This is a genomic window from Pseudomonas sp. KBS0707 (assembly GCF_005937945.2).
GTDB classification, from domain to species: Bacteria; Pseudomonadota; Gammaproteobacteria; order Pseudomonadales; family Pseudomonadaceae; genus Aquipseudomonas; species Aquipseudomonas amygdali.
Window position 1 is genome coordinate 953,811 of record NZ_CP041754.1, and the last position, 23,557, is coordinate 977,367.

The 23,557-nt window shown below is 56.5% G+C and carries 14 protein-coding genes, 2 tRNA genes, 3 rRNA genes and 1 pseudogene; 15 read left to right on the forward strand and 5 right to left on the reverse strand.

What is annotated here, in order from left to right:
• Positions 1-3: 3 nt before the first annotated feature.
• From mrcB to FFH21_RS04460, 3 genes are read left to right on the forward strand one after another with little or no spacing between them, the layout of a single operon-like run.
• On the forward strand, positions 4-2,325 hold the full coding sequence (mrcB, locus tag FFH21_RS04450; RefSeq protein ID WP_011167759.1) for a penicillin-binding protein 1B: 2,322 nt from the start codon (positions 4-6) through the stop codon (positions 2,323-2,325).
• A 17-nt stretch (positions 2,326-2,342) separates the two neighbouring features.
• Positions 2,343-3,083, forward strand: coding sequence for a M48 family metallopeptidase (locus FFH21_RS04455; protein ID WP_162893457.1), 741 nt, complete (start codon positions 2,343-2,345; stop codon positions 3,081-3,083).
• The gene (locus FFH21_RS04460; protein ID WP_004658614.1) at positions 3,083-3,412 is read left to right on the forward strand and encodes a YqcC family protein; all 330 of its coding nucleotides are present in this window, start codon (positions 3,083-3,085) and stop codon (positions 3,410-3,412) included. Before FFH21_RS04455 ends, FFH21_RS04460 begins: the two co-directional genes overlap by 1 nt.
• Positions 3,413-3,421: 9 nt before the next feature.
• Here FFH21_RS04460 and FFH21_RS04465 read toward each other — a convergent pair whose 3' ends face one another.
• Positions 3,422-3,838, reverse strand: coding sequence for a DUF4124 domain-containing protein (locus tag FFH21_RS04465; protein WP_004663736.1), 417 nt, complete (start codon positions 3,836-3,838; stop codon positions 3,422-3,424).
• A 397-nt stretch (positions 3,839-4,235) separates the two neighbouring features.
• Here FFH21_RS04465 and FFH21_RS04470 point away from each other — a divergent pair, with 397 nt between their 5' ends.
• From FFH21_RS04470 to rrf, 11 genes are all read left to right on the forward strand, one after another.
• Positions 4,236-5,960, forward strand: a complete 1,725-nt coding sequence (locus FFH21_RS04470) for an acetolactate synthase 3 large subunit (RefSeq protein WP_002552074.1) — start codon at positions 4,236-4,238, stop codon at positions 5,958-5,960.
• A 2-nt stretch (positions 5,961-5,962) separates the two neighbouring features.
• Positions 5,963-6,454: an acetolactate synthase small subunit gene (gene ilvN / locus FFH21_RS04475; RefSeq protein WP_002552075.1), complete on the forward strand. Its 492-nt coding sequence runs from the start codon at positions 5,963-5,965 to the stop codon at positions 6,452-6,454.
• A 47-nt stretch (positions 6,455-6,501) separates the two neighbouring features.
• On the forward strand, positions 6,502-7,518 hold the full coding sequence (gene ilvC, locus FFH21_RS04480; RefSeq protein WP_002552076.1) for a ketol-acid reductoisomerase: 1,017 nt from the start codon (positions 6,502-6,504) through the stop codon (positions 7,516-7,518).
• A 145-nt stretch (positions 7,519-7,663) separates the two neighbouring features.
• Positions 7,664-8,509, forward strand: coding sequence for a CDP-diacylglycerol--serine O-phosphatidyltransferase (pssA, locus tag FFH21_RS04485; protein WP_002552077.1), 846 nt, complete (start codon positions 7,664-7,666; stop codon positions 8,507-8,509).
• 69 nt (positions 8,510-8,578) lie between these two features.
• Positions 8,579-9,592 carry a protein-methionine-sulfoxide reductase catalytic subunit MsrP gene (gene msrP, locus FFH21_RS04490; RefSeq protein ID WP_011167761.1) on the forward strand — a complete coding sequence of 338 codons (1,014 nt, stop codon included), beginning with the start codon at positions 8,579-8,581 and terminating at the stop codon, positions 9,590-9,592.
• A complete protein-coding gene (gene msrQ, locus FFH21_RS04495) occupies positions 9,592-10,224 on the forward strand; it encodes a protein-methionine-sulfoxide reductase heme-binding subunit MsrQ (protein ID WP_004658606.1) in 633 nt (210 codons plus the stop codon). The genes msrP and msrQ overlap by 1 nt, the downstream gene beginning before the upstream one ends.
• A 499-nt stretch (positions 10,225-10,723) precedes the next feature.
• A 16S ribosomal RNA gene (locus FFH21_RS04505) occupies positions 10,724-12,262 on the forward strand.
• A gap of 123 nt (positions 12,263-12,385) precedes the next feature.
• A tRNA-Ile gene (locus FFH21_RS04510) sits at positions 12,386-12,462 on the forward strand.
• A gap of 30 nt (positions 12,463-12,492) precedes the next feature.
• Positions 12,493-12,568, forward strand: a tRNA-Ala gene (locus FFH21_RS04515).
• A 239-nt stretch (positions 12,569-12,807) separates the two neighbouring features.
• Positions 12,808-15,700: ribosomal RNA gene (locus FFH21_RS04520) — 23S ribosomal RNA — on the forward strand.
• Between the two features lie 160 nt (positions 15,701-15,860).
• Positions 15,861-15,976: ribosomal RNA gene (rrf, locus tag FFH21_RS04525) — 5S ribosomal RNA — on the forward strand.
• The 16S, 23S and 5S rRNA genes sit together here with 2 tRNA genes alongside, the layout of an rRNA operon.
• Before the next feature lie 130 nt (positions 15,977-16,106).
• Here rrf and FFH21_RS04530 read toward each other — a convergent pair.
• A complete protein-coding gene (locus tag FFH21_RS04530) occupies positions 16,107-17,231 on the reverse strand; it encodes a right-handed parallel beta-helix repeat-containing protein (protein ID WP_011167762.1) in 1,125 nt (374 codons plus the stop codon).
• A gap of 104 nt (positions 17,232-17,335) precedes the next feature.
• Between FFH21_RS04530 and FFH21_RS04535 the strand changes: the two are divergent.
• Positions 17,336-18,589, forward strand: a pseudogene (locus tag FFH21_RS04535) (IS256-like element ISPsy17 family transposase); the annotation flags it as partial.
• Between the two features lie 101 nt (positions 18,590-18,690).
• On the opposite strand, the gene mksF reads toward FFH21_RS04535, so the two are convergent.
• Genes mksF through mksB form a run of 3 tightly spaced genes read right to left on the reverse strand, consistent with a single transcriptional unit; the run spans position 18,691 to position 23,481 of the window.
• A complete protein-coding gene (mksF, locus tag FFH21_RS04540; protein ID WP_011167763.1) occupies positions 18,691-21,510 on the reverse strand; it encodes an Mks condensin complex protein MksF in 2,820 nt (939 codons plus the stop codon).
• Complete coding sequence (gene mksE, locus FFH21_RS04545) at positions 21,507-22,214, reverse strand: Mks condensin complex protein MksE (protein ID WP_011167764.1); 708 nt, start codon at positions 22,212-22,214, stop codon at positions 21,507-21,509. Before mksE ends, mksF begins: the two co-directional genes overlap by 4 nt.
• A complete protein-coding gene (mksB, locus tag FFH21_RS04550) occupies positions 22,204-23,481 on the reverse strand; it encodes an Mks condensin complex protein MksB (protein WP_004661079.1) in 1,278 nt (425 codons plus the stop codon). Before mksB ends, mksE begins: the two co-directional genes overlap by 11 nt.
• Positions 23,482-23,557 lie beyond the last annotated feature (76 nt).

Genomic DNA, 23,557 nt, shown 5'->3' on the forward strand with positions numbered 1-23,557 from the left:
CCCATGACTCGATCCCGCACCTCTCGTTCTCCTAAAAAGCAACCTCCTCGCAGCCTGAACAAGTGGCTGGGCTGGGCGTTGAAGCTCGGTATTGTCGGCCTGGTTCTGCTGGGCGGCCTGGCCATTTACCTCGATGCAATCGTTCAGGAGAAGTTCTCCGGCAAGCGCTGGACCATTCCGGCCAAGGTCTATGCACGACCGCTGGAGCTGTTCGTCGGACAGAAGCTGAGCCGCGATGATTTTCTCATCGAACTCGACGCCTTGGGTTATCGCCGCGAAAGCGTCGCGAATGGTCCTGGCGCTGCGGCGGTGAATGGCAATACCGTCGACCTCAACACGCGGGGTTTCCAGTTCTACGAAGGCACTGATGCGGCTCAGCAGGTGCGCGTGCGCTTTTCCGGTGATTACGTCGCCGACCTGTCGTCGGGCAATGGTGCCAAGCTTGCCGTGGCGCGGCTTGAGCCCTTGCTGATCGGCGGGCTTTACCCGAAGAACCTCGAAGACCGGATCCTGATCAAGCTTGATCAGGCACCGCCGTATCTGCTCGACGGGCTGGTGGCGGTCGAGGACCGCGATTTCTATCACCACTTCGGCGTGTCGCCCAAGTCCATTGCCCGGGCTATCTGGGTGAATACTTCGCAAGGGCAGATGCGCCAGGGCGGCAGTACGCTGACCCAGCAGTTGGTCAAGAACTTCTACCTGACCAACGAGCGCAGCCTGACCCGCAAGCTCACCGAAGCCATGATGGCGGTCTTGCTGGAGATCCATTACAGCAAGCAGGAAATCCTCGAGGCTTACCTCAATGAAGTGTTTGTCGGTCAGGACGGTCAGCGTGCAGTGCACGGTTTTGGTCTGGCCAGTCAGTATTTCTTCAGCCAGCCGCTTTCCGAACTGAAGATTCATCAGGTGGCGATGCTGGTCGGGCTGGTCAAGGGGCCGTCCTTCTACAACCCGCGCCGCAATCCCGAGCGTGCTCTGGAGCGTCGTAATCTGGTGCTCGACCTGTTTGAGCAGCAAGGTGTGGCAACCCCCGAAGTGGTGGCCGCCGCGAAGAAATTGTCACTGGGTGTGACCAAGACCGGCACGCTCGCCGACAGCTCGTTCCCGGCTTTTCTGGATCTGGTCAAGCGCCAGTTACGCGAAGACTATCGCGATGAAGACTTGACCGAAGAAGGGCTGCGGATCTTTACCAGCTTTGATCCGATCCTGCAGATGAAGTCCCAGGCCGCTATGGACGACACGTTCAAAAAGCTCGCCGGGCGCAAGGGTGTTGATGAAGTAGAGGCGGGTATGGTCGTCACCAACCCGGAGACCGGTGAGGTGCAGGCGCTGATTGGCGGTCGCGAGGCCGGGTTCTCGGGTTTCAACCGGGCGATCGATGCAGTGCGTCCGATAGGCTCGCTGGTCAAGCCGGCTATTTACCTGACCGCACTGGAACGTCCGAGCCAGTACACGCTGACCAGCTGGATTGCCGACGAACTGTTTCAGGTCAAGGGCGCTGATGGCCAGATCTGGAAACCGCAGAACTACGATCACAAGTCGCATGGCAACATCTTTCTGTATCAAGGGCTGGCGCATTCCTACAACCTGTCGACTGCCAAGCTGGGCCTTGAGCTGGGTATTCCAACTGTCTTCAAGACACTGGCCAAACTGGGTGTAACGCGTGAGTGGCCTGCTTATCCGTCGATGCTGCTGGGTGCGGGTGGCTTGAGTCCGATGGAAGTCGCCACCATGTACCAGACCATCGCCAGCGGCGGGTTCAATACGCCGATGCGTGGTATTCGCAGTGTGCTGACCGCCGAAGGTGAACCGCTCAAGCGTTATCCGTTCAAGATCGAGCAGCGTTTCGATCCGGGTGCCATTTACCTGGTACAGAATGCGATGCAGCGGGTCATGCGCGAAGGGACGGGCAAATCTGTTTACAACGTGTTGCCGAGCTCGCTGAATCTGGCGGGCAAGACCGGCACCAGTAATGACTCGCGCGACAGCTGGTTCGCCGGTTTCAGTCAGGATCTGCTGGCCGTAGTGTGGATGGGCCGTGATGATAACGGCAAGACACCGTTTACTGGCGCCACTGGTGCCTTGCAGGTCTGGACCAGCTTTATGCGCAAGGCCAATCCGCTGCCGCTGGACATGGCGATGCCGGATAACGTCGTTCAGGCATGGGTCGATGCGCAGACAGGCCAGGGTTCTGACTCAAGCTGCCCGAATGCAGTGCAGATGCCGTATATTCGCGGCAGTGAGCCCCAGCCCGGCGCGACATGCGGCGGCGCTCCGGCACCTGCCACTGAGGTGATGGACTGGGTCAAGGGTTGGTTGAACTAGGCAATCGAGGTTTTGAAGTGAATAAATGGTGGATTCCAGCTTTAACGGCACTGGCCTTGCTGAACGGCTGCGCCAGTGTGGAACGCGGCTCGATTCCGGTCGTGGATTCGAGCTCCAAGGTGTCCAACGGCGAGCGCGCGGCAGCGTCGCGTAATGGCACTTACCGAACCAACACCGCCCCGGTTCAGCAGCCGCAAGCCGTGCCGCAGGATTCGGGTGTCGTGGTGATGGTGCCGGGTGCGGGTGGTGCCGATGCAGGGCAGAGCTTCTCTGCGCCGACCAGTCAGGCGCCGTTCAGTGTCAACACGCCGCCTGTCGATGCCGCTCCGGTCAATCAGGCCCCGATCAGCCCGGCTCCGGCGAACAACAGTTACAGCATGCCGGCTGCCTCTGCACCGACCGGCATTCCGTCCAGTGGCGGCGGTCTGTCAGAGGACGAGCAGCTTGACGGGCCGGTACTGGCGTTGCTGACCACGGCACAGCAACAGCAGAGCGGTGGCGACCTCAACGGCGCATCCTCAAGCCTGGAGCGCGCGCAGCGTGTCGCCCCGCGTGAGCCTCAGGTGCTTTATCGTCTGGCTCAGGTGCGTCTGGCTCAGGGCGATGCAGCCCAGGCCGAGCAACTGGCTCGTCGCGGTCTGACCTACGCCAACGGGCGTACCAGCCTTCAGGCCAGCCTTTGGGGTCTGATCGCCCAGTCTCGCGAAAAGCAGGGTGACGCGGCCGGTGCTGCGCTGGCTCGCCAAAAGGCTCGCTGATGGACGTGCGTTTACCTGAGGTGGCTGAGCAGTTGCTGTTGATAGAGCGCGAGTTGCGCGCGCTGGGCTGGTGGGATGCGACGCCGCCCAGCGAGCAGGCGCTTGCGAGTCAGGAACCGTTCAGCGTCGATACGCTCGAGTTCGCGCAGTGGCTGCAATGGATCTTCCTGCCGCGCATGAAAGTCATCCTCGAGCGTGACCTGCCGCTGCCCAATGCGTCCGGCATTCTGGAGATGGCCGAGATGGTCTATGCCGGGCGCCTGAGCGAAACCCGGCTGCTGCAGCAGCATCTGGCACGGTTCGACCAGTTGATTACGGCCGCTCGCTGAGCCAATCCTCTAGCGACAGAATTCGCTGATGGCTTTCTCGGTTTCTTCGGTACGCGTCTTGCGGTTTTCTTCCGTAAGACGCCTCGATTCTCCTCCAACCTGCTCGCGCACTCGCGGATTGTTCTGCAACTGCGCGAGGTTGGTGCGCAGGGTTTCGCAATTCTCCGCGCGTTTCGCTTCCTGAGCCTTCACCTGACTTTTGACTTTCTGGTCAATAACGCGTTGCTGTGCAGCTCCGTCGTCCGCAGGAGTGCTGGGCGCAGAGGCAGGCGGCGGCGTCTGCACATTGATTTCCTGCACCTGCTGGCCGGTGGGGGGTTGAGCATCAAAATGCGTCACGCCCTGAGCGTCGACCCACTTATAGATTGAGGCGGCCTGGCTGGTTGTGCTGAGGGCCAGTGCGGCGGCGAGAATCATCCAATGCATGTCGTGTCCTTGAGAGTCTGTGCACACAGAAAACTACCATAACGGTGCATTTCAGTCCGAAACGGTGCGATTTCGCCGGTCCTCTGTCAAGAAAGCGCACGGATCACTTGACTTGAAGGGGGGGAATCACAACAATCCAAAGTTCGCTGTAGAAGGACTGCCAGAAGCAGACCCTCTCAGTAGATCATGAGGCGCACACCCGCGCCGACCTGTAACACCCGCAACGCGTTACCTCGCGCTGGGTGGGAATGTTCCGCAACACTCAGGGACCTCCCAATACTTGCTCAGTCAGTGCTGACGTAGTCGGCGACCACCGTCGCTCATGCTCTGCTGGCAGTAAACCTATTAAGACCCGTCCCGGAGTGGGCGGTATTCTGGCGTTTTAGAGGTGAACAACGTGGAGCTTTTATCTGGCGCTGAAATGGTCGTCCGCTTTTTGCGTGACGAAGGCGTTGAGCATATCTATGGGTACCCGGGTGGTGCTCTCCTGCATGTCTACGATGCCCTGTTCAAAGAACCGGCGGTAAGCCATATCCTTGTTCGCCATGAGCAGGCTGCCACGCACATGGCCGATGGCTATGCGCGGGCTACCGGCAAGGCGGGCGTGGTGCTGGTGACGTCCGGCCCAGGTGCAACCAATGCCATTACCGGTATCGCCACGGCGTACATGGACTCCATTCCGATGGTGGTTCTGTCTGGTCAGGTAGCGAGTACGCTGGTGGGTACCGATGCCTTCCAGGAGACCGACATGATCGGTATCTCCCGGCCAATCGTGAAGCACAGCTTCATGATCAAGCACCCGTCGGAAATCCCGGAAGTCCTGAAAAAGGCTTTCTACCTGGCGCAGTCCGGTCGTCCGGGCCCTGTAGTAGTCGACATTCCGAAAGACATGACTAACCCGGCCGAGAAATTCGAATACGTCTTTCCGAAAAAAGCCAAGCTGCGCTCCTACAGCCCGGCGGTTCGTGGCCATTCCGGCCAGATCCGCAAAGCCGTCGAGATGCTGCTGGCGGCCAAGCGTCCTATCGTCTACGCCGGTGGCGGCGTGATCATGGGCAATGCTTCGGCGCAACTGACCGAACTGGCGCAACTGCTCAATGCTCCGGTCACCAATACCCTGATGGGGCTTGGCTGCTATCCGGGCACGGATCGTCAGTTCGTCGGTATGCTCGGGATGCACGGCAGCTACACCGCCAACCTCGCGATGCACCACACCGACGTCATTCTGGCTGTAGGCGCGCGCTTTGATGACCGTGTCATCAATGGCGCGAGCAAGTTCTGCCCGAACGCAAAAATCATCCACATCGACATCGACCCGGCTTCGATCTCCAAGACCATCAAGGCCGACGTGCCTATCGTCGGTCCTGTCGAAAGCGTGCTGACCGAAATGGTCGCCACTTTGAAAGAGATCGGCGAGACACCTGACAAGGCATCCGTTGCCGCGTGGTGGAAGCAGATTGACGAGTGGCGCGGTGCGGGTGATCTGTTCCCGTACAACCGTGGCGATGGCACGGTCATCAAGCCGCAAGCCGTTATCGAAACGCTGTGCGAAGTCACCAAGGGCGACGCTTACGTCACCTCGGACGTTGGCCAGCATCAGATGTTCGCTGCGCAGTACTACCGTTTCAACAAGCCGAACCGCTGGATCAACTCGGGCGGTCTGGGCACGATGGGCTTTGGCTTCCCGGCTGCGATGGGCGTCAAGCTGAGCTTTCCGGATGCGCACGTTGCCTGTGTGACCGGTGAAGGCAGTATCCAGATGAACATTCAGGAACTGTCGACCTGTCTGCAATACGGCTTGCCGGTGAAGATCATCCTGCTCAATAACGGTGTTCTGGGCATGGTCCGTCAGTGGCAGGACATGAGCTATGGCTCGCGTCACTCGCATTCCTACATGGAATCGCTGCCTGATTTCGTCAAGCTGGTCGAAGCCTATGGCCACGTCGGCATGCGTATCACTGACCTGAAGGACTTGAAGCCGAAGATGGAAGAAGCTTTTGCCATGACTGATCGTCTGGTGTTCATGGATATTCAGGTCGATGTGACCGAGCACGTCTACCCGATGCAGATCAAGGACGGCTCCATGCGCGATATGTGGTTGAGCAAGACGGAGCGGACATAATCATGCGCCATATCATTTCCCTGCTGCTGGAAAACGAACCGGGTGCATTGTCTCGCGTCGTCGGTCTGTTCTCCCAGCGCAACTACAACATCGAAAGCCTGACGGTTGCGCCGACCGAAGACCCGACCCTGTCGCGTCTGACGCTCACCACCGTAGGCCATGATGAGGTGATCGAGCAGATCACCAAGAACCTCAACAAACTTATCGAAGTGGTCAAGCTGGTCGACCTGTCGGAAAGCGCTCACATCGAGCGCGAACTGATGTTGGTCAAGGTCAAGGCCACTGGCGCGCAGCGTGCCGAGATCAAGCGCACCACGGATATTTTCCGCGGGCAGATCGTCGACGTGACCGCCAGCGTTTATACCGTGCAGCTGAGCGGCACGAGCGACAAACTGGACAGCTTTATTCAGGCCATCGGCACCGCCGCTATCCTGGAAACAGTACGTAGCGGCGTAACGGGCATTGCCCGTGGCGACAAAGTGCTGAGCATTTAAATCAATTAAGCAAATGGCCTGAACGGCCAAGATAACAGGGGATTTCCATGAAAGTTTTCTACGACAAAGACTGTGACCTTTCGATCATCCAGGGCAAGAAAGTCGCCATCATCGGTTACGGTTCGCAAGGCCACGCTCAAGCGTGCAACCTGAAAGACTCCGGCGTTGATGTCACTGTTGGCCTGCGTAAAGGTTCGGCTACTGTCGCCAAGGCCGAGGCTCATGGCCTGAAAGTGACTGATGTTGCTTCTGCCGTTGCTGCTGCCGACCTGGTCATGATCCTGACACCGGACGAGTTTCAGTCCCAGCTGTACAAGAACGAAGTCGAGCCGAACCTGAAAAAGGGCGCAACACTGGCGTTCTCCCACGGCTTCGCGATTCACTACAACCAGGTTGTACCGCGCGCTGACCTCGACGTGATCATGATCGCGCCAAAAGCTCCAGGCCACACCGTACGTACCGAGTTCGTCAAGGGCGGCGGTATTCCTGACCTGATCGCGGTTTATCAGGATGCTTCCGGCAACGCCAAGAACGTTGCCCTGTCCTACGCTTCGGGTGTTGGCGGCGGCCGTACCGGCATCATCGAAACCACCTTCAAGGACGAGACTGAAACCGACCTGTTCGGCGAGCAGGCTGTTCTGTGCGGCGGTACTGTCGAGCTGGTAAAAGCTGGTTTCGAAACACTGGTTGAAGCTGGCTACGCGCCGGAAATGGCCTACTTCGAGTGCCTGCACGAACTGAAGCTGATCGTTGATCTCATGTACGAAGGCGGTATCGCCAACATGAACTACTCGATCTCCAACAACGCCGAATACGGCGAGTACGTGACCGGCCCTGAAGTTATCAACGCTGAATCCCGCCAGGCCATGCGCAACGCTCTGAAGCGCATCCAGGATGGTGAATACGCGAAGATGTTCATCAGCGAAGGCGCTACCGGCTACCCATCGATGACCGCCAAGCGTCGTAACAACGCTGCCCACGGCATCGAAATCATCGGCGAGAAACTGCGCTCGATGATGCCTTGGATCGCTGCGAACAAAATCGTCGACAAAGACAAGAACTAAGCTTTAGCTTCGCAAAAAAAACGCGGCCAATCGGTCGCGTTTTTTCGTTATGGGTCAGGCTCTGGTATAAAGCTGCATCGTTTGCCGCCGAACCCTCGCGGCAGACCTCTGTCGAACCTTTTCATACCGCTGCAAGGTAATCTCCATGAGCGAACGTCCCGAGGAGCCTAACAAGGCCTCCGACGCTGAAAGTCTGCTACCTATCGATGAACATGTGGAAGAAGGGCATGACGCCGAAGGCCGGCAGGTCCGGCATCGCGGTATCTATCTGCTGCCCAACCTGTTTACCACTGCGAACCTGTTTGCTGGCTTTTACTCCATCATCAGTTCCATGAGCGCACAAAGCGCGATGAGTGCGGGTGATACCGCCGGCGCGAGCAAGTATTTCGCGTTCGCTGCCATTGCGATCTTCGTCGCCATGGTTCTCGACGGGCTGGATGGTCGCGTTGCGCGCATGACCAATACCCAGAGCGCGTTTGGTGCCGAATACGATTCCCTGTCCGACATGGTCGCCTTTGGTGTGGCGCCCGCGCTGCTGGCATTCGGTTGGGCATTGGGTGACATGGGCAAGGTGGGCTGGATGGTCGCCTTCATCTATGTGGCGGGCGCGGCATTGCGTCTGGCGCGCTTCAACACTCAGGTCGGCAAGGCTGACAAACGTTACTTCATCGGTTTGGCTAGCCCGGCTGCGGCAGGTGTTGTGGCCGGCACGGTCTGGGCGTTCAGTGATTTCGGGATTCAGGGTTCGAAGCTGTCGTTCCTGGTGGCCTTGCTGGTTGCGGCGGCAGGCATGCTGATGGTCAGCAACATCAAGTACAACAGCTTCAAGGAGCTGGACCTGAAAGGGCGTGTACCTTTTGTTGCGATTCTGGCCGTGGTGCTGGTGTTTGCCGTGGTATTCAGCGATCCGCCACGTATTCTGCTGCTGATATTCCTCGCCTATGCCCTGTCTGGACCGATTCAGTATCTATTGCGTCGCCGCAAGGCCTAGTCAATGATCTAATTTCCACCATACTCCGTAGTCTATTGGTGCATCAGTTCCCTGGCCTGCGGAGTCATCATGCTAATCAAGCTTCCTTCTTCGTCCGACTCCAAAGAGTCGGACGTCACGCCTGAATCCATCTATCTCTCGCGACGTACATTGCTCGGCGGCTCGCTTGCGGGTCTGGCCGTCACGGCACTGCCACGCTGGGCAAGCGCTGCAGACGCTTCGCGCTATGCGGATGTAGAGCCCGGGAAAGCGCCGGGCTGGTTTGCCGACAAGCTGCCTTCTACAAAATGGCAGGCGGTCAACGTCAAGGATGAGGCGATCACGCCGTTCAAGGACGCGACCCACTACAGCAACTTCTACGAGTTTGGTACCGACAAGGGCGATCCGGCAAAGAATGCCGGTTCCTTGCAGACCGAGCCGTGGAGTGTCGTGATCGATGGCGAAGTCGGCAAGCCGGGCCGCTATGCGCTGGAAGACTTCATGAAGCCTTATCAGCTGGAGGAGCGGATCTATAGGCTGCGCTGCGTCGAAGCCTGGTCGATGGTCATTCCCTGGATGGGCTTTCCTATCTCTGCACTGCTTAAGCAGGTAGAGCCGACCTCGAAGGCCAAATACATTCGCTTCGAAACGCTTGAAGACCCAAAGTCCATGCCTGGGCAACGCTCTGACTTTGCCCTCATCGACTGGCCGTATGTAGAAGGACTGCGGCTGGATGAGGCGATGAATCCATTGGCGATTCTTGCGGTGGGCATGTATGGGCGTGAGTTGCCTAATCAGAACGGCGCGCCGCTGCGTTTGGTGGTGCCTTGGAAGTATGGCTTCAAGAGTGTGAAGTCAATTGTGCGTATCAGTCTGGTCAGTGAGCAGCCGAAGACCACATGGCAAAGCATTGCGGCAAATGAGTACGGCTTCTATGCCAACGTTAACCCGACGGTGGATCACCCTCGTTGGACTCAGGCCCGAGAGCGTCGCTTGCCGAGCGGCCTGTTCAGTCCGAATCTGCGCGACACGAAAATGTTCAACGGTTATGAGGAGGAGGTGGGTGCCTTGTATGCCGGTATGGATTTGCGGAAGGACTATTGATGCGATACCCGTTCTGGCGTCTGGCTGTATTTCTCGCCGCGTGCGTTGCGCCGGTCTGGTGGCTCTATCAGGCATGGATCTTTGCCTTGGGGCCTGATCCGGGCAAGGTTCTGGTAGAAGATTTCGGGCTAGCGACTCTGGTGATGTTGCTGATCACAATGTCCATGACCCCTTTGCAGCGTCTGACTGGCTGGCCGGGGTGGATCGTCGTCCGTCGTCAATTGGGGTTGTGGTGTTTCGCTTATGTGGTGCTGCACATGACGATGTATGCGCTGTTCATTCTCGGGCTGGATTTAGGACAGTTAGGCGTGGAGCTGGTCAAGCGTCCCTATATCATCGTGGGGGCGTTGGCGTTTCTCGGGCTGCTGGCTTTGGCTGTGACGTCCAATCGCTATAGTCAGCGTCGACTCGGAGCGCGCTGGAAGAAGCTACACCGGCTTATATATGTGATTCTGGGGCTGGGCTTGCTGCACATGTTCTGGATTGTCAGGGCTGACCTTAAGGAATGGGCGCTGTATGCGGGGATAGGTGCGTTCCTGTTGCTGCTGCGGATTCCAATGATTACAAGGCGAATCCCGCGTCTTGGAGGTTCTGCCGGGACAGGATCGAAGAAAGTTCAAAATAACGGTTGACGCCCTCTGTGATCTGTCTATAATTCGCCCCACTTCCGGCGCAGACGGAAACGAAAAAGCCTTTTAGATCAATAATTTACAAGGGTTTAGAGTGAAGAGTAAGCGAGGAAGGAGGTCGAGTCTGCAGTGATCGACAGCGGTGAGAAAAAAGAGTTTGACACGCGGTTGTAACGCTGTATAATTCGCCTCCCGCTGATGAGCAACTGAAGAGTTGATCGAAGCCCAAGTGGTTGAAGTTGCAAAGGAAACTTTGAAAACTTCTTAAAATAACCGCTTGACAGATACAAGAGACGCTGTAGAATGCGCGCCTCGGTTGAGACGAAAGCTCTTAACCACCCGCTCTTTAACAACTGAATCAAGCAATTCGTGTGGGTGCTTGTGGTGTCAGACTGAAGTCAACAGATTATCAGCAACCCAAGTTACTCCGCGAGAAATCAAAGATGTAGCCAACGATTGCTGAGCCAAGTTTAGGGTTTTCTCAAAACCCAGTTAGATGTTTGAACTGAAGAGTTTGATCATGGCTCAGATTGAACGCTGGCGGCAGGCCTAACACATGCAAGTCGAGCGGCAGCACGGGTACTTGTACCTGGTGGCGAGCGGCGGACGGGTGAGTAATGCCTAGGAATCTGCCTGGTAGTGGGGGATAACGCTCGGAAACGGACGCTAATACCGCATACGTCCTACGGGAGAAAGCAGGGGACCTTCGGGCCTTGCGCTATCAGATGAGCCTAGGTCGGATTAGCTAGTTGGTGAGGTAATGGCTCACCAAGGCGACGATCCGTAACTGGTCTGAGAGGATGATCAGTCACACTGGAACTGAGACACGGTCCAGACTCCTACGGGAGGCAGCAGTGGGGAATATTGGACAATGGGCGAAAGCCTGATCCAGCCATGCCGCGTGTGTGAAGAAGGTCTTCGGATTGTAAAGCACTTTAAGTTGGGAGGAAGGGCAGTTACCTAATACGTGATTGTTTTGACGTTACCGACAGAATAAGCACCGGCTAACTCTGTGCCAGCAGCCGCGGTAATACAGAGGGTGCAAGCGTTAATCGGAATTACTGGGCGTAAAGCGCGCGTAGGTGGTTTGTTAAGTTGGATGTGAAATCCCCGGGCTCAACCTGGGAACTGCATCCAAAACTGGCAAGCTAGAGTATGGTAGAGGGTGGTGGAATTTCCTGTGTAGCGGTGAAATGCGTAGATATAGGAAGGAACACCAGTGGCGAAGGCGACCACCTGGACTGATACTGACACTGAGGTGCGAAAGCGTGGGGAGCAAACAGGATTAGATACCCTGGTAGTCCACGCCGTAAACGATGTCAACTAGCCGTTGGGAGCCTTGAGCTCTTAGTGGCGCAGCTAACGCATTAAGTTGACCGCCTGGGGAGTACGGCCGCAAGGTTAAAACTCAAATGAATTGACGGGGGCCCGCACAAGCGGTGGAGCATGTGGTTTAATTCGAAGCAACGCGAAGAACCTTACCAGGCCTTGACATCCAATGAACTTTCCAGAGATGGATTGGTGCCTTCGGGAACATTGAGACAGGTGCTGCATGGCTGTCGTCAGCTCGTGTCGTGAGATGTTGGGTTAAGTCCCGTAACGAGCGCAACCCTTGTCCTTAGTTACCAGCACGTTATGGTGGGCACTCTAAGGAGACTGCCGGTGACAAACCGGAGGAAGGTGGGGATGACGTCAAGTCATCATGGCCCTTACGGCCTGGGCTACACACGTGCTACAATGGTCGGTACAGAGGGTTGCCAAGCCGCGAGGTGGAGCTAATCTCACAAAACCGATCGTAGTCCGGATCGCAGTCTGCAACTCGACTGCGTGAAGTCGGAATCGCTAGTAATCGCGAATCAGAATGTCGCGGTGAATACGTTCCCGGGCCTTGTACACACCGCCCGTCACACCATGGGAGTGGGTTGCACCAGAAGTAGCTAGTCTAACCTTCGGGGGGACGGTTACCACGGTGTGATTCATGACTGGGGTGAAGTCGTAACAAGGTAGCCGTAGGGGAACCTGCGGCTGGATCACCTCCTTAATCGACGACTCAGCTGCACCATAAGCACCCACACGAATTGCTTGATTCATTGAAGAAGACGATTAGAAGCAGCTTTAAGCTCCAAGCTGATAGCTCAACGCTAGCGGCTACAAGCTCGAAATTGGGTCTGTAGCTCAGTTGGTTAGAGCGCACCCCTGATAAGGGTGAGGTCGGCAGTTCGAATCTGCCCAGACCCACCAATTTTGTGTGGGAAACGCCTGTAGAAATACGGGGCCATAGCTCAGCTGGGAGAGCGCCTGCCTTGCACGCAGGAGGTCAGCGGTTCGATCCCGCTTGGCTCCACCACTTACTGCTTCTGTTTGAAAGCTTAGAAATGAGCATTCCATTGATCCTGATGATCAGTGCATGAATGTTGATTTCTAGTCTTTGATTAGATCGTTCTTTAAAAATTTGGGTATGTGATAGAAAGAAATAGACCGGGCACCTCTTTCACTGGTGCGTGTCCGGGCTAAGGTAAAGTTTGTGAATGCAAACTTTCGGCGAATGTCGTCTTCACAGTATAACCAGATTGCTTGGGGTTATATGGTCAAGTGAAGAAGCGCATACGGTGGATGCCTTGGCAGTCAGAGGCGATGAAAGACGTGGTAGCCTGCGAAAAGCTTCGGGGAGTCGGCAAACAGACTGTGATCCGGAGATGTCTGAATGGGGGAACCCAGCCATCATAAGATGGTTATCTTGTACTGAATACATAGGTGCAAGAGGCGAACCAGGGGAACTGAAACATCTAAGTACCCTGAGGAAAAGAAATCAACCGAGATTCCCTTAGTAGTGGCGAGCGAACGGGGACCAGCCCTTAAGTTGTATTGAGATTAGCGGAACGTTCTGGAAAGGACGGCCATAGTGGGTGATAGCCCTGTACGCGAAAATCCCTTTGCAATGAAATCGAGTAGGACGGGGCACGAGAAACCTTGTCTGAATATGGGGGGACCATCCTCCAAGGCTAAATACTACTGACTGACCGATAGTGAACCAGTACCGTGAGGGAAAGGCGAAAAGAACCGCGGAGAGCGGAGTGAAATAGATCCTGAAACCGTATGCGTACAAGCAGTGGGAGCCCACTTTGTTGGGTGACTGCGTACCTTTTGTATAATGGGTCAGCGACTTATTTTCAGTGGCGAGCTTAACCGAATAGGGGAGGCGTAGCGAAAGCGAGTCTTAATAGGGCGTCTAGTCGCTGGGAATAGACCCGAAACCGGGCGATCTATCCATGGGCAGGTTGAAGGTTGGGTAACACTAACTGGAGGACCGAACCGACTACCGTTGAAAAGTTAGCGGATGACCTGTGGATCGGAGTGAAAGGCTAATCAAGCTCGGAGATAGCTGGTTCTCCTCGAAAGCTATTTAGGTAGCGCCTCATGTATCACTGTAGGGGGTAGAGCACTGTTTCGGCTAGGGGGTCATCCCGACTTACCAAACCGATGCAAACTCCGAATACCTACAAGTGCCGAGCATGGGAGACACACGGCGGGTGCTAACGTCCGTCGTGAAAAGGGAAACAACCCAGACCGTCAGCTAAGGTCCCAAAGTCATGGTTAAGTGGGAAACGATGTGGGAAGGCTTAGACAGCTAGGAGGTTGGCTTAGAAGCAGCCACCCTTTAAAGAAAGCGTAATAGCTCACTAGTCGAGTCGGCCTGCGCGGAAGATGTAACGGGGCTCAAACCATGCACCGAAGCTACGGGTATCATCTTTTGATGATGCGGTAGAGGAGCGTTCTGTAAGCCTGTGAAGGTGAGTTGAGAAGCTTGCTGGAGGTATCAGAAGTGCGAATGCTGACATGAGTAACGACAATGGGTGTGAAAAACACCCACGCCGAAAGACCAAGGTTTCCTGCGCAACGTTAATCGACGCAGGGTTAGTCGGCCCCTAAGGCGAGGCTGAAAAGCGTAGTCGATGGAAAACAGGTTAATATTCCTGTACTTCTGGTTATTGCGATGGAGGGACGGAGAAGGCTAGGCCAGCCTGGCGTTGGTTGTCCAGGTTTAAGGTGGTAGGCTGAGATCTTAGGTAAATCCGGGATTTCAAGGCCGAGAGCTGATGACGAGTGTTCTTTAGAACACGAAGTGGTTGATGCCATGCTTCCAAGAAAAGCTTCTAAGCTTCAGGTAACCAGGAACCGTACCCCAAACCGACACAGGTGGTTGGGTAGAGAATACCAAGGCGCTTGAGAGAACTCGGGTGAAGGAACTAGGCAAAATGGCACCGTAACTTCGGGAGAAGGTGCGCCGGTGAGGGTGAAGCATTTACTGCGTAAGCCCACGCCGGTCGAAGATACCAGGCCGCTGCGACTGTTTATTAAAAACACAGCACTCTGCAAACACGAAAGTGGACGTATAGGGTGTGACGCCTGCCCGGTGCCGGAAGGTTAATTGATGGGGTTAGCGCAAGCGAAGCTCTTGATCGAAGCCCCGGTAAACGGCGGCCGTAACTATAACGGTCCTAAGGTAGCGAAATTCCTTGTCGGGTAAGTTCCGACCTGCACGAATGGCGTAACGATGGCGGCGCTGTCTCCACCCGAGACTCAGTGAAATTGAAATCGCTGTGAAGATGCAGTGTATCCGCGGCTAGACGGAAAGACCCCGTGAACCTTTACTATAGCTTTGCACTGGACTTTGAATTTGCTTGTGTAGGATAGGTGGGAGGCTTTGAAGCGTGGACGCCAGTCTGCGTGGAGCCAACCTTGAAATACCACCCTGGCAACTTTGAGGTTCTAACTCAGGTCCGTTATCCGGATCGAGGACAGTGTATGGTGGGTAGTTTGACTGGGGCGGTCTCCTCCTAAAGAGTAACGGAGGAGTACGAAGGTGCGCTCAGACCGGTCGGAAATCGGTCGTAGAGTATAAAGGCAAAAGCGCGCTTGACTGCGAGACAGACACGTCGAGCAGGTACGAAAGTAGGTCTTAGTGATCCGGTGGTTCTGTATGGAAGGGCCATCGCTCAACGGATAAAAGGTACTCCGGGGATAACAGGCTGATACCGCCCAAGAGTTCATATCGACGGCGGTGTTTGGCACCTCGATGTCGGCTCATCACATCCTGGGGCTGAAGCCGGTCCCAAGGGTATGGCTGTTCGCCATTTAAAGTGGTACGCGAGCTGGGTTTAGAACGTCGTGAGACAGTTCGGTCCCTATCTGCCGTGGACGTTTGAGATTTGAGAGGGGCTGCTCCTAGTACGAGAGGACCGGAGTGGACGAACCTCTGGTGTTCCGGTTGTCACGCCAGTGGCATTGCCGGGTAGCTATGTTCGGAAAAGATAACCGCTGAAAGCATCTAAGCGGGAAACTTGCCTCAAGATGAGATCTCACTGGAACCTTGAGTTCCCTAAAGGGCCGTCGAAGACTACGACGTTGATAGGTTGGGTGTGTAAGCGCTGTGAGGCGTTGAGCTAACCAATACTAATTGCCCGTGAGGCTTGACCATATAACACCCAAGCAATTTGAGTGGACTTCCTGACAGGAGCATCAGATTGCGGTGACTGTGAAGACGACACGAACCGAAAGTTTGCGTCACAAACGCACCGAGCTATCACATACCCGATTTGCTGAAGCGCGCCGCATGGCACGATTCGGTACCCGAATTTCTTGACGACCATAGAACATTGGAACCACCTGATCCCATCCCGAACTCAGCAGTGAAACGATGTATCGCCGATGGTAGTGTGGGGTTTCCCCATGTGAGAGTAGGTCATCGTCAAGATTAAATTCCAGAAACCCTCATCGCTTACGCGTTGAGGGTTTTTGTTTGTCTGGGGTTCCACAAACCTCTGTATTCTCCTGAACTCATAACCCCGCCTTTCAGTATTGAAGCCAGAGACTCCCCCTCTAGCTCAGTTGAACGCCCCCATGCCTGCCAGCCTGCTACCGGGGCGCAGATGGAAGCTGCTCAGCACTGGCAGGCTTCCGTCCGGCTGACGCTTCGCATCCCAACCAATATCCGAGACATCTTCAAAGTCAGCGTCGGTTACAGGCGTTTGCAGCGCCCACGAGTTGTGGGCCATATCCAGTCCTTCGCTGTTTACAATCAAACGTCCCTTGTAGGCAATATTGTTGAGCAGGTGGCTGAGAGGGATCAGCGAGCCGTCTGGCGCGATACCCGCCATGTTGTAGTTTGCGCCATTGGAAAAAGCCGTGTTGTTGATGAAGTCCAGTGCCAATGTATGGTGATTGGCGTAGAAACCGGCGGATTTGTTGTCGAAGGCAACTGAATTACGGACGATATGTTTCACGCCGTTGGGCACATACTTGCCACCGTATCCGCCCGCTTTGATCCCATTACCGTTGCCCGCTTCGAGTTTGGTGTGCGTGCCAGGCAGGTAACCTTGCTGCCATGCCCACGAGTTTTCGATGGTTACCGGCGAGAAGGCATTGATCAGGTCAAAGCCGTCGTCGGAATTGGCCCAGGCTCTGCAACCGCGAAATACATTGCCTGGATGGCCCGCCTTGATGTGCGCGCCGAAGCCGTCAGCGCTCTGACCTGCGCCGTTTGAGGTGTAAGGATCGTAGTTGTGGTGGGAGTCGGTATTGAGTACCAGGTTATAACCGCCGTTCTGAATGAACAGGCCTGGCCCCATGTTGTGATGCAAGTTGAGTTGCTCGAAAGTGTTGTGGCTGCCGCTGTTCCAGATGCCCCAGGACTCGTGATTGAGATGGTTATCCGGCTGCTGCGGTACGCCCGTTACCTCCAGCCCCTTCAGGTGTAACCAGCTACCGGTAACGTTGAAGCCTTTGACGCGACAATCGTCTTTCATGGCCGAGAAATCGAAGACCGGTGTTTCGCCCGGATAGGCCCAGTAACGTATAGGTTTGTTTTCGCTGCCGCTGTTGTTCAGGGTGATGGCATTGACGGTGTCTGTACGGGTAGCGCAGCTGTTGATGCCTGCTGTGTAGGCATAGACTCCGTGTCGCCAGCTTTTGCGGCCAGCGTCTCGTAATCGTATGCGTGTTTGCTGCACCCCATTGTGAATTCAATGAATAAAGAGTCTGTTTGTGCAAGGCCTGCAATAGAGACTGTCAGAAATTTTGTGTTCGGGCATAACATGTAGCTAGAGGTGCATGTATGCCGACCAAAAAGAAGTCCGCCAATGCAACAGCGAGGGAGTTGCCCTCGATTCCCCAAGAGCTGATCGAGCAGTTTGTTAAAGGCCCGATGAGCGCCGAAGCCATTCAAGACGCGTCCATGGCGTTCAAGAAGGCTCTGATCGAGCGTGCGCTAGGCGCCGAGCTGGGTCACCACCTTGGTTATCCTCAGGGCGCGGAGCGCCCTGAGGAGTCGACCAATCAGCGCAATGGCAAAAGCAGCAAGACGGTTCTGACCGACGACGGGCCGCTTCGCCTGGATATCCCCAGAGACCGCGATGGTAGCTTCGCCCCGATCCTGATTCCCAAGCACGAACGACGTTTTACAGGCTTCGACGACAAGATAATTGCCATGTACGCCCGGGGCATGACGGTGCGTGAGATCCGCGCTTTTCTATCTGAGCAGTATGGAACTGACGTGTCCCATGACTTCATCAGCTCAGTCACCGATGCGGTCATGGAAGAGGTGGGCGCTTGGCAGCAACGACCCTTGGAACCGATGTATCCGGTGATCTTCTTCGATGCGTTACGGGTCAAAATCCGGGACGAGGGGTTAGTGTGCAACAAGGCTATTTATCTGGCGCTGGGGGTATTACCTGATGGCACGCGCGACATTCTGGGTATATGGATCGAGAGCACCGAGGGTGCCAAGTTTTGGATGAAGGTGTTCAACGACCTCAAGACTCGTGGCGTTGAAGATGTTCTGATCGCCGTCACGGATGGCCTCAAAGGAATACCGGAGGCGTTGGGGGCGGTTTTTCCTGCCACGACGCTGCAAACCTGCATCGTGCATCTGATCCGCAACAGCTTGGACTATGCCGCTTGGGATAAACGTCGGGCACTGGCCAAAGCACTCAAGCCGATCTACCAGGCGATCAATGCCGATGTGGCTGAGCAAGAGCTTAACGCCTTTGAAGCGGGCCCCTGGGGCAAGCAGTATCCGACTGTAGTTGCTGCATGGCGTCGCGCCTGGGATCGGGTTATACCGTTTTTTGTTTTTCCGGCGGGCATTCGCAAAGTGGTTTACACGACCAATGCCATCGAGAGCATCAATGCCCAGTTACGCAAGATCATCAAGACTCGAGGGCACTTCCCGACCGATGAGGCTGCGACGAAACTGATATGGCTTGGGTTGCGCAACATCACCGCCAACTGGGGTCATGCGGCACACGACTGGAAAGTGGCAATGAATCAATTTGCGATCCTGTACGGAGACCGATTTACCAGCCCGAACACAAAAAAACTGATACTCCCCTGCAATATGGCCTCACTCAATTCAAAGACAATAAAAAAGGCCGCATTCTCATGCGGCCTTCTGACTACAGCTAACGACCCTTACGAAGCCAGCTCTGGAACCGCTGGCTTCACTTCATCGCGACGCTGAATGTATTTCCAGTCAGCCTCATCGATGTATATCCCGTTAGGCCCGCTGCCGCCTTCCAGGTCGATTGCCACATGGGCGGAGACCTGTGGCTTCACACTTGCCAGAATCGGAACGAAGCCCAGTTGCAGGCTCGTTTCCAGCAGCGCAGCCTGGTTCTTCTCATCGATGTCTGCTGCTTCGTCCAGGTAATAAGGCAAGCGCACCCGACCAGCCTGATCCCGATCCATCAAGTGCAGCAACAGGTACATGTTGGTCAATGCCTTGATGGTCATCGTCGTGCCGTTGGAAGCTGCGCCGTCGATATCGGTGTGGATAACCGGCTGACCATTGACCTTGGTGATCTCGAATGCCAGTTCGAACAAGTCCTTCAAGCCCAGCTGGTTATGATTGGCAGCCACAAGTCGCGCCAGATATTCCTTGGCCTCTTCGTTCTTGTTGTCCTGCTCGGCGCTCTGGCTCAGGTCGAAGACTGATAGTGTCTCGCCTTCTTCATATTGCCCGGCGCTGTGGATAATCTGATCGATGTGCTTGAGTGCTTCCTTGTTCGGCGCGAGCACGATACGGAAGCTTGCCAGGTTAGAGACTTGACGCTTGTTGATCTCGCGGTTGAACAGCGCCAGTTGATGCTCAAGGCTATCGTAGTCGCTACGAATATTGCGCAGGGTGCGGGCGATGTCAGTAACCGCAGCGCGACGAGCCTTGCCCAGCGTAAGTGCCTCATCGGTACGGTGTGCGTAGGCATTGATCAGCAGTTGCAGGCGACGCTCCATGTCGTCCTCGCTGTCGAATTTGGCCACGCCCTTGAGGCGAACCTGGGCATACAGCGCTTCGATCTGCCCATCGCTGCGCAACAGACCTTGCCAGCTGTCCTGATAATCGTTGAGCAGTGGCAACAGGTTATCCATGGAATCATCAATCGGGTCCATGAACGGCGTGCCGAACGGCAGATCCGCAGGCAACAACTGGCGGCGATGTAGCGCGTCGTCCAGCGTGCGTTGCTTGGATTCCATGTCACCAATCTGACGGGCGATCAGTTGCAGCTTGGCCGAGAGCTGCTGGACGCGCTCAGTGAACGCATCACTGGAGCGCTTCAGTTCATCCTGAGCGGCTTCCATCTGCGCCAGCTCTTCCAGCTTGCCGGACTCCTCTGCGCTCAAGGTCTGGCAACGGCGGAAGTCTTCAAGTGCCTTTTGCGCATCCAGCACCTGCTGGTACAGCGATTCGGTCTGGGTCTTGCTCGCCGAACGGTCGGCGGCCACAGCCTGCTGGGTTTTCAGTTGCTTGAGCTCTTTTTCCAAACGCTCTTTCTGATCGCGTAGCGCAGCACGATCGGCCAGCGCCTGCAGGGCAGGAGGCTCGATACTCGACAGGTTGATGGTCAGCCCGGGTACGGCGAATTGATCGCCCTTGAAGCCATCCAGAATGGTCTCCAGCGATTTGACCCACGCGTCGCCGTCGTCCAGCGCAATACCTTGCTCACCCAGTGGCAGGCTGAACAGCGCGCTGTTGAACAGGCGCATCAGGCGTTCTACGTCCGGCTGGGAGAACTCTTCACGCAGACGGGCGTAACTGTTGTTGTCCGCGTGGTCGAGCTGTTGCTTGACCGACTTGAGGCGTTTCTCCAGGTCGCGCAGACGCTCGTCCAGGTCTTCGGCGCTGAACTGCCGGGACTGGGCCAGCGCACCGGCCAGCTCATCGTGAGCATCCTTGGCTGCAAGCAGTTGCTGCTCCAGCACCTTGACGTCATCGACCAGCGCGAAACGATTCTTCAGCACCGACAGCTCTCCGACCCAGCGCTGGATGCTGCTGATCTCGCGCTCCAGACGCATCAGTTCCTGAGTGCTGCTGCGCTGATCGTTCTGCATCTCATCCTGCTGAGCACGGTAATGCTCGGCCTGAGCGACCAGTTCTTCCTTGCGCGCGCCAGAGTAGTCCGACCAAGTGCCAAGCAGTGAATCAAGGATCGGCGACAGACGATGCAGTTTGCCGCGCAACAGATCACGCTGTTTGACCCCGGCAGCCAGTGCCTCGACCAGCGGGCCAGCCAGTACCAGCGAGTTGTAATCCTGTTCCATGCGCCGCACGTCGCGGAAAGCTTCTTCACAGGCGGCGATGTAGTCGACGCTGCCCGAACGCAGGCTGTGCTCGAACGCATCGAGAAACAGCTGCTTGAGTTTGGCTGCCGTGATTTCACGCATGTGCAGCAGGTTGATGAAAAGCGCGCGGAAAGTCTTCAGGCTCTGCTCGCTGGTGGAGCGTAGCGGGATCAGGGTCAGGTCCAGCGGGATCGAGGTATGACCGCCGACCAGCAGGCGGCGCAACTCGTCCGGCTTGAGTTCGTAGGCTTTCAGGCCCTGGCTTTCCAGGTTGCTGAACAGCTCTTTCTGACGCAGGCAGTTGTCGTTCTTCTGGTAATGACCCAGGTCCAGCTCGCCGGCATAGGCAAAGAACTGGTGGCCGAAACCGCCACCCGGGCCGCGGCCTACCACGCCAATCACATGCGGGCCGTGGGGCAGGGAGACTTCCACCAGAATGTAACTGGTGTCGGTGGCAAAGTAGAAGCGCCGGGACTGCTCAAGGCTGTACTTGCCGAAGCTCATGTCCGACATGCGTGCCAGAATCGGGAATTGCAGGGCGTTGATCGAGGCGCTCTTGCCCAGGTTGTTCGCGCCATACACCGACAGCGGGTTTTCCAGCGGGAACAGGCCGAGGCTGTAACCGGCGGTGTTCAACAGGGCAAAGCGGCGGATGCCATAACGTTCCTGGCTCATGTGTCCATCTCCTGTTGTTGCTCATCGGCGATTGCCCGGGCAAGTGCCTCTTCCTCGGTTTCTTCACCGAATTCAGCCAGGTCCAGCGGGTCATCGGTTTCCAGCAGCTTCTCGTCGCTGTCGTCATCGATGAGCACAGGCGTTGGCAGTGGCAGGGCGCTATGCAGGCTGGCCGCCAGATCGCGGTCCTGTTGCACCGACAGGCATACATCGAGAAAACGGTGCATCGGCGGCAGGAAGCGGTAGATAGCGACCTCTTCACTGGCAAAACCCAGTTGCGTCATGCGGCGCATGATCTTCTCTTCAAGCTCTTCCTGGGTCTGCACTTCCGCCTGAAGAAACAGGTCCCGGTACTTTTCCAGCATCGAAGGCAGTTCGTCACGGCCCAGACTGCCGCCATCCAGCACGGCCATCGGGTCACGGCCCTGATCGGCCAGATGCTCGACGAGGATGAAGGTGAACAGCGCCAGACGCTGAGCGGTCTTGTTGACCTGCGCGGCGGCCAGTTCAGGCACGAAATAGTAGAAACCGCGGGTGTCGCAGATCAGTTCGTAGCCCAATGCCTTGAACAGCGCGCGGTACTGGTCCTGGCAGTTGGAGAGTTGGGCATACAGCTCCGGGTCACGGCGGCTGATGTGATAGCCCTTGAACAGCTCGCGAAAGATCGGCGCGAGCTGGGACATTTCGGATAGATCAAGATGCATGAACAGGGCTCTCGGAATGCTCTGGCTGCTCGTCTTTTGCGGCGAGCAGGGCAAAGGAGCGCAGGCTGACGCGGTGCTCCCGGGTGAAATATTCGCGACGCTCGAGGCGTTCACGGGCGAAGCGCTTGTCCCGCGACAACCGCGAGAACCAGTACAACAGCTCGTCGGTTTCGCCGGTTGGTTCCTGCTCCAGCAACCAGACCATCAGGTCAGGCATCGGCAGGGCGCTTTCGCAGCGCTCGAGCATTTCCTTGACCGTACGTGGCGCGCGGGGTGGTTCGCCCTTGCGTGTACCACTGGCCTTGGGGAATTTCGCAGGCTTGGGTTCAAAGCGCGCCAAGGCATAGACGTAAGCCTCGACCTGGCTCGCGCTGCCCAGAAAGGTACTTTGCGGGCGGGTAAACAATGGCATGGCAGCCTGTGGCACTGCGTCCAGGCCCTTGCGCCGAATCGCCGACAAGGCCAGTGCCGCGCCACGAGTCACGGCATTATGGCGACGTGCCTCCTCGCGCAGCGGCAACAGCAGCTCGCGTGCATGGCGCAAGGTCAACTGAGCGCTGGTCTGCATCTCCAGAATGCGCGCATGGGTGCGCAGCAGCATGTCGTCGTCGACCAGATGACCGAGGCGTTGTTGCTCGGTCAACAGGCGCAGCAGCACATTCTCGACCTTGCGCACACCCTGTTCGAAAGCACCGTCGGCATTGACCAGTTGAATCATCGGCTCGACGTATTCGTCCCAGGTGGCCAGAACTTCTGCATACCGCTGGCGCAAAGGGATCTGCCGGTTGCTGGTCTTGGCCCGGTCGGCGACCGCGACCAGTGCCTGTTCGTCGTTGGCAAGCTTCTTGAGAACGTCGCGCACCCGCATGTCCAGCAGTCGCAGCTGCCTGGCCAGATCATTGGCATCGCGAATATCGAACGCGTCCTGGATGTAACCGGCCAGGCGCTCCAGATGGCGCAGATAAGCCTCGATTTCCAGGCACAGGCCCAGCCGGTGCTCGCGGCGCAGGTAGGACAGGAAGTCATGGATCTGTGCGTTGAGCTCAAAGCGGTTCGGACTTTTCGCGACGGGCACCAGAATGTCCAGACGAATCCACACGTCCAGCAGGTTGGTGATGTCTTGCGGGGTGCTATCCTGCTGCTGAGCGCCCAATTGCAGGCGCAGCTCGCTCAGGCTCAACGTACCCTGGTCGAAGTGTTCGCATAAGGGCTCGAGTAGCGCCCAGTGCTCGGCAAGGGCGCGCAGGACGCGCTTGGGTTCGATCATCGTTAGGCCGACTGTTGGCAAGTGAAAAGCGGCAATTGTACTGCATCAGTCGCCTGATATTTCACCTGCGGGCGAT